Genomic DNA, 6,844 nt, shown 5'->3' with positions numbered 1-6,844 from the left:
GGCGGCGAGGTGGGCGGGGGCGTCATCGCCCGCGCCCTGCCCGTCTCCCGCTTGCGGCGCACGATTCCCCCCGAGCTGAGACGGTCGACCAGGCGGACACCGGACGCACGATCACCATCTCATGGTGCGACGGCCCCGGCGGCTGGCGGCCTCGCGGTCAACCGCCCGGGTCCAGGATCGAGGTAAGTCTGCCGCCACGCGCGGGAGTGCGCATGCTGCGCCGTGGATATCGACGCAATGTCGCCGTTCGCTACTCCGCCGGGTCCGTGGCGGTACCGCCGCCGAGACTGGCGATCGGACGCAGATCGGCGGATCCGCCCGTGCCGCGGGACGCGTCACGCCGCGCGCCCGCCTCCCGCCGCCGCGGGCGGCCGGACCCCAGCGGAGCCTTCCGGAGCTGGCCGGGACGGTCGCCCGACGAGGCGTGTGTCGGCGGGTCGAGTCGCGTCCGCGCCGGCGGGTCGGCGTCCGCGCGCGGCAGGCCGCCCGGCTGTGGGCCCGCGGCACGGACGGCACGCCGACCGCGCCGCGGCGGGCGGCGCTCACCGTCGCCGACGACGAGCACCCACAGGCAGACGCCCAGGGTCGCCACGGCGAGCACGCATACCGCGACGGCCATCGTCACCAGCGCGGATTCGGGCCAGGGGGACCACGCGGCCATGTCGGTCCAGGCGTCCCCGAGATCGCCGCCGGCGGGCCGCCAGAAGCGCGGGAACACCATCATGACCGACCAGACCTGCATGGTGACGGCACCGGCCAGGAACAGCAGGGGCATCAGCCGCGACAGGTAGCGACCGGTGGTGGCCGCGCCCATCCCGACCCCGATCGCGAGCGAGGCGAGCCCGGCGTACAGGTAGCGCCCGGAGATGCCGCTGACGTGGAGGTACTTGTCGAAGTTCTTCGCCGACTGCAGCGTCATCAGCCCGAACAGGCCCCAGGTGACCCACAGCAGGAACAGCAGGTCCACGCGGATGCGCCCGCTGCGGGCCCGGATCAGTGCCAGCGCGAAGAAGGTGATGACCAGGGCGGTCCCGGTGCGCACCGGGACGGTCGTCAGATTGACCTCGAACCAGCCGAACGAGCCCCACCAGCGCAGGATCGTCCCGTTGATGAGCAGTTCGGTGTAGGCACCCCAGTCGTCGCCGAGGTACTGGCCGAGCGGGAAGCCGGGGGTCTCCGGCTGGAAGGCTCCCCAGCGTACGACGTTGACCACCCACCACCAGCCGCCGAGCGCCAGCATGATGGCACCGCCGAGCGCGACGGGCCGCCACGGGACGCGCAGCGCGGCCGCGGACGGACCGGCCGGGCCGACGTCGGCGAGCCGGAACGGGCTGTTCCCCTCGTCCTCGCCACCCCCCGCGGCGCCGTTGCTCGTTCCGCCGAGGCCCGTGAGGCCGCCACCAGCACCCCTGGTGCGGCTGGTGCCGCCGACGGCAGCGGCGGTGCTCGACGTGGCGGAGGTGGTGGAAGCGCCGGCGGCTCGGCGCAGCCGGCGGGCGTCGCGTCGGGCCCGGGACCAGGCGACGAGGTACGCCAGCACCGCCATCGGCACCAGCACGATCGCCAGGGACTTCGTCATCAGCGCGAGGCCGAGGAAGGCGCCGGTCCACGCCGCCGTGCGCAGGGAGGTGTCGCCGCGCAGCACGTAGACGATCGCCACGGTGGCCAGGCCCGCGGTCAGGACGAGCAGGTTGTCGTTGTTGACGCTCGACCCGATGTGGGAGAGCTCGGGGATGGCGAGTGGGACGAGCGCGGCGCAGATGCCCGCGACCCGGTTGCCGTCGGACAGGCGATGCGCGCCGGCCCAGGCCAGCAGCGGCAGCGGCGCGACCATCGCCACGCTGACCAGGCGCAGGATGCCGATGATCTCATCCCAGCGCAGGTGGGTGCCGCCGTCCGGGATCGCCTCGAGGATGACCGCGTTGACCCAGTAGTACAGCGGCGGGTGCTGGACGAGCTGCTGGACATCGCCCGGCGGGTTCCGTCTCTTCTCCAGAGTCTGCCAGCTGGGCCGCTCGTCGCGGTCGGGCGCCCGCGCGGCGGTGAACGGGCCGGCGGACAGGTCCCGCGGCTGCTGGGCGGAGCCGTAGGGTGCGGACATGATCGCGCCGACGCCGCCGTTGGTGACCGTGGCATGGCCGGGATGCGGCCAGCCGCGCCCCTCGACGAGGCGCATGACGGCGTCGACGTGGTTCGGTTCGTCCGGTGCGTGGTACTGCGGCATCATCACCGACCAGCTGGTCAGCACCGCGGTGAACAGCAGCGTGATCACCCAGACGGCGGCTGGCGCGGAGCGCACGATGCGCCATGGCCGGAACCGGGCCATCACCGGCGGCACGGCCGCTCCGGTGGCAAGACCAGCCGAGGCCCGACCAGCCGTGGTCGGTTCGGATGGAGCCTGCCCCACTGTGGCTGGTTCGGGCGGGGCCGGAGCAACCGTGGCCGGGTCGGACGGGGCCGGAGCAACCGCAGCCGGGTCGGACGAGGCTCGCCCCGCCGTGGCCGGGCCGGCCGAGCTCAGGCCGGACGGGGCCGGACTGGCGGGACTGGCGGGAGCTTGACCGGCGAGAGCGGGGCGGTCCGCCGCGTTCGGTTCGGCCGACGCGGACGATGCGGCCGCCGCGCCGGATTCGACGGAGTCACCCAAGTCAGCACAGTCCCATCGGACGAAGGTGCTGTCATGTTACGGACACCCCCCGCCTGTTGACGGTGGGGGTGCCCGCGCAGGTCAGCGCCAGGAGTCGATGTGGCCGACGACCTTGGCGGGCGAGCCGGCGACCACGGCCTTCGGGGGCACGTCCCGGGTCACGACCGAGCCCGCCGCGACCACCGCGCTCTCCCCGACGGTGACGCCCTTGAGCACGATCGAGCCCGTGCCGATCCACGCCCGGTCCTCGAGGATGATCGGACCGCTCATCGGCTGTTCGACACCGTCGACGACCATCGGGTGGAAGTCGTTGTCGAGCAGCTGAGTGTTCCACGAGACGTTGCAGTAGGCGCCGATCGACACCCGCTCCCGGACGAGGATCTTGGCGAAACCGTTGACGTTCGCCCCGGGCGCGAGTTCCAGCACGCCGGAGTCGACAACCACCCGTACCCCCCGCTGCAGCGAGACGACGCCCTCGCAGCGCAGCCGGCCCTCGGGATGCACCCGGATGATCGACGTGTCCCGCTTCGTCGACAGCCCGAACGCGCCCATCCCGACCCGCAGCGCCGCGCCGTCGGTGAACTCGATGCGCTCCCGGCCCTCGATGACGGTCGGCGAGCCGATCCAGATCGGCTGCCGGTGTGCCAGCGGGTAGCGCAGCCCGGCGACGAAAGCGCGGGCCGAGGTCTCCCGGGCGGCCCGCAGCGCCCGGACGTGCCGGACGTACTCCCGTAGATCACTTCTGAACGCAGCCACCACCAAACAGTAGGCGCAGGTGTGGCCCGGCCCGTGGCCGGCACCGGTCCGCGTCCCGGCGGCCCGGCCCGCGCCTTGCCCGCCTTGCCCGCCTCGGCCGGTGGCGTGCCCGACCGGGCCCGCACGCGCACGCACACCCGGTGATGGCGTGTCGTGCCTGGTAGCCCGGCCGATCGGGCGCCTGGACGGACCGGTCGTCGTCCGACCGGGCGGGGCGTGCCACCCTAGAACAGCAGGTCCGTGGGGACGGACCGCACGACCACCGCCACGGGCCGGCGATCGGAGTGGGGACGACGTCGGGCCACCGAAGCAGCGGCGGCAGCGTCGCCCATGCGGCGACCACCGCCGGGAACGGACCACCGCCGTCGAACGACGACCGGCGGGAACGACGACCGGGAGCCACACCGACGTGAGTGTCAGCGCCATCCACACACCCGAGCAGCCCCAGAGCGGCACCCCGACGCAGCCGGCGACGGGCGACGGCCGTGCCGAGGCCGGGCCCGACGTCCCGTACGTCACCATCGTGCTGCCCTGTTACAACGAGCAGGACCATGTCGTGCGCGAGCTGGAGCGCATCTCGGCCGCGATGGACGTCAGCGGGTACGCCTACGAGATCCTCGCGATCGACGACAAGTCGACCGACAGCACCCTGGCCGTCCTGCGCGACGCGGCCCCCCGCTTCCCGCGGATGCGGATCATGCCGTTCCGCCGCAACGGCGGCTCGGGTACCGCGCGGCGGATCGGTACCCAGGAGGCCCGCGGCAAGATCGTGGTCTGGACCGACGCGGACATGACCTACCCGAACGAGCGGATCCCCGAGTTCGTCCGCTACCTCGACGACAACCTCGACGTCGACCAGGTCGTCGGGGCCCGGCTCACCGAGGAGGGCACCCACAAGTGGGCCCGGGTGCCGGCCAAGTGGCTGATCCGGATGATCGCGCAGCGGCTGTCCGGCATGAAGATCCCCGACCTGAACTCGGGCCTGCGCGCCTTCCGCCGGGAGGTCTCCCTGCCGTACCTGCGGCTGCTGCCGCCCGGGTTCAGCTGCGTCACGACGATCACGATGTCGTTCCTGTCGAACCAGCACCCGGTCGACTACCTCCCGATCGACTACGCCAAGCGGGCCGGGACGTCGAAGTTCCACCCGTTCCGGGACGCGCGGCGCTACATCCTGCAGGTCCTGCGGATGGTGATGTACTTCGACCCGCTCAAGGTGCTCATGCCGCTGGCCCTGTGGATCATGGGGTTGGGCTTCGTCAAGCTGATCGTCGACCTGGTCCGCTACGACTTCCACGTGGCGACGTCGACGTTGCTCGCGATCCTCGTCGGCTTCCAGATCGTCGTGCTCGCCCTGATCGGCGACCTTGTCGCGCGCTCGCGCAGCGACACCTGAGGCGCCCGCGGATGCGTGTCGCGATCGTCGGCCCGACCCACCCCTACAAGGGCGGCATCGCCCAGCACACCACCGAACTCGCCCACCGGCTGGCCGCTCTCGGCCACGAGGTGGTGATCGAGTCCTGGTCGGACCAGTACCCGGCCCGGCTCTACCCGGGTGTGCAGCGGGTGAGCGAGCCCGAGATGGAGCCGTACGCGCCGACCCGCTATCCGCTGTCCTGGCGGCGCCCCGACGGCTGGGTGCGGCTCGGCCGGCGGCTGCGGCGTACGGTGGACGCGGTGGTGCTGGTCGTCGTCACGCCGGTGCAGGCGCCGGCGTACCTGTCGATCCTGTCCGCGCTGCGCGCTGGTCGCGGTGCCCGGCCGCGGGTGCTGGCGCTCTGCCACAACGTGCTGCCGCACGAGCGGCGGGCGGTGGACGAGCCGCTGACGCGGGCGGTGCTGCGGCGGGTGGACGCGGTGCTGGTGCACACCCCGGCGCAGGCGGAGCTCGCGGGCCGGCTCACACCGGTGCCCGTCACCGTCGCCGAGATGGCCCCACACCTGTGGACCGCGCCGAGCATGACCACCACCGGTGCGGTCGACGCGGACGGTGCCGGGACGCGCCGGCGGCTGCTGTTCTTCGGCCTGGTCCGGCCGTACAAGGGACTGGACGTGCTGCTGCGCGCGCTGGCTCGCGGGCCGGCGGAGGTGGGCCTCACCGTGGCCGGGGAGTTCTGGGGGGACGAGGCGGCCACCGTCAGCCTGATCGACGAGCTCGGTCTGCGCGCGCGGGTGGACCTGCGGGCCGGCTACGTGGCCGCCGCCGACGTGCCCGCCCTGTTCGCCGCCGCCGACGCGCTGGTGCTGCCGTACCGGGCGGGGACGGCGTCGCAGAACGTCGACCTCGCCCGTCTGCACGGCCTGCCGGTCGTCGCGACCACCGTGGGAACGCTCGCCACCTCCGTCCGCGACGGCGTCGACGGGCTGCTCGTGCCGCCGGACGACGCCGCCGCCCTCGCCGCCGCCCTGCGCCGCCTCTACGAGCCGGGCGTGCTGGCCGACCTGCGGGCGAAGGTGGCGCCACCGGACGTGCACGGCACCTGGCAGCGGTACCTGGACGTCACACTCGCCGCGCTGGCGGGCAGACTGGCGGTCAGCACCAGCGCGAACAGCGAACCTGCGGGAACGGCCGCACCTGCGGGAACGGCCGCACCAGCAGGAATGGCCGAGTCGGCGGGAACCGTCGCACCAGCGGGAACGCCCGCGTCCGCGGGGACGGCCGGGTCGGCAGGAACCGTGAGCACCAGTGAGGCCAGTCAGTATCAGCGGGAACGGAAGGCGGATCGGTGAGCCCCGTACGTGACGATGCCCTCGCCTTCGTGGGACACCAGATCCACGTGATGCGCCGCCGCGAGGTCGGCACGCTGCTGTCGTGGGCCGGCGAGCTCACCGGGCGCACCCTGCTCGACGTCGCCGGCGGCGACGGCTACTGGGCCGGCCAGGCGGCCCGGCGCGGCGCCCGCGCCGTCTGCCTGGACCTCGCCCGGCACAAGCTGGAGTTCGGCCGGCGGCTGCGCGGCCATCCCGGTCTCGTCGAGGGCGACGCGCTGGCGCTGCCGTTCGCGGACACCAGCTTCGACGTGGTCATGTCCGTGTGCGCGATCGAGCACTTCGACGACGGCCCGGCCGCCCTCGCCGAGATGGCCCGGGTGCTGCGCCCCGGGGGCGACCTGGTGATGTCCGCGGACGCGCTGACCCGCGCCGGCAGCTGGCCGGACCTGTTCGACCGGCACCGGGAGCGCTACCACGTCAAGCACACCTACCCGGGTGAGCGGCTCGCCGAGCTGCTCGACAAGGCGGGCCTCGACGTCATCCGGCAGTCCTACATGTTCCGCGGCGAGCGGGCCGAGCGGCTGTACCTGACGTTGTCCGCCCGCGGCGGCCGGGCCGGCTGGAACGCGGCGGCGGTGCTCTCCCCGGCGATCGCGCTGGCCGACCGGCGCGCGCCCGAGGGCAGCGGGGGCAGCGTCGTGCTGACCCATGCCCGCAAGCGGGGGAGCTGAG

General features: G+C 73.5%; 5 protein-coding genes. 3 read left to right on the top strand and 2 right to left on the bottom strand.

All coding sequences use genetic code 11. The annotated features are described in order from the left end of the window. Positions 1–250 precede the first annotated feature (250 nt). Both C1A33_RS30085 and C1A33_RS30080 read right to left on the bottom strand, forming a co-directional pair. Positions 251–2,338: a glycosyltransferase family 39 protein gene (locus C1A33_RS30085; protein ID WP_243408079.1), complete on the bottom strand. Its 2,088-nt coding sequence runs from the start codon at positions 2,336–2,338 to the stop codon at positions 251–253. Between the two features lie 390 nt (positions 2,339–2,728). Next, positions 2,729–3,403: an acyltransferase gene (locus tag C1A33_RS30080; protein WP_101835507.1), complete on the bottom strand. Its 675-nt coding sequence runs from the start codon at positions 3,401–3,403 to the stop codon at positions 2,729–2,731. A gap of 409 nt (positions 3,404–3,812) precedes the next feature. Between C1A33_RS30080 and C1A33_RS30075 the strand changes: the two genes are divergently transcribed. The 3 genes from C1A33_RS30075 to C1A33_RS30065 are packed head-to-tail and all read left to right on the top strand — an operon-like array spanning position 3,813 to position 6,843. After that, on the top strand, positions 3,813–4,796 hold the full coding sequence (locus C1A33_RS30075; protein WP_101835505.1) for a glycosyltransferase family 2 protein: 984 nt from the start codon (positions 3,813–3,815) through the stop codon (positions 4,794–4,796). Between the two features lie 11 nt (positions 4,797–4,807). Further along, on the top strand, positions 4,808–6,130 hold the full coding sequence (locus tag C1A33_RS30070) for a glycosyltransferase family 4 protein (protein WP_423748167.1): 1,323 nt from the start codon (positions 4,808–4,810) through the stop codon (positions 6,128–6,130). Then, complete coding sequence (locus tag C1A33_RS30065) at positions 6,127–6,843, top strand: class I SAM-dependent methyltransferase (protein ID WP_101835503.1); 717 nt, start codon at positions 6,127–6,129, stop codon at positions 6,841–6,843. The genes C1A33_RS30070 and C1A33_RS30065 overlap by 4 nt, the downstream gene beginning before the upstream one ends. Position 6,844 lies beyond the last annotated feature (1 nt).

Origin of the sequence: Frankia canadensis (assembly GCF_900197875.1) — a bacterium.
Classification (GTDB): domain Bacteria; phylum Actinomycetota; class Actinomycetes; order Frankiales; family Frankiaceae; genus Frankia; species Frankia canadensis.
Note: the sequence above shows the minus strand (reverse complement) of the source record. Positions and strands in the feature narration are given on the sequence as shown.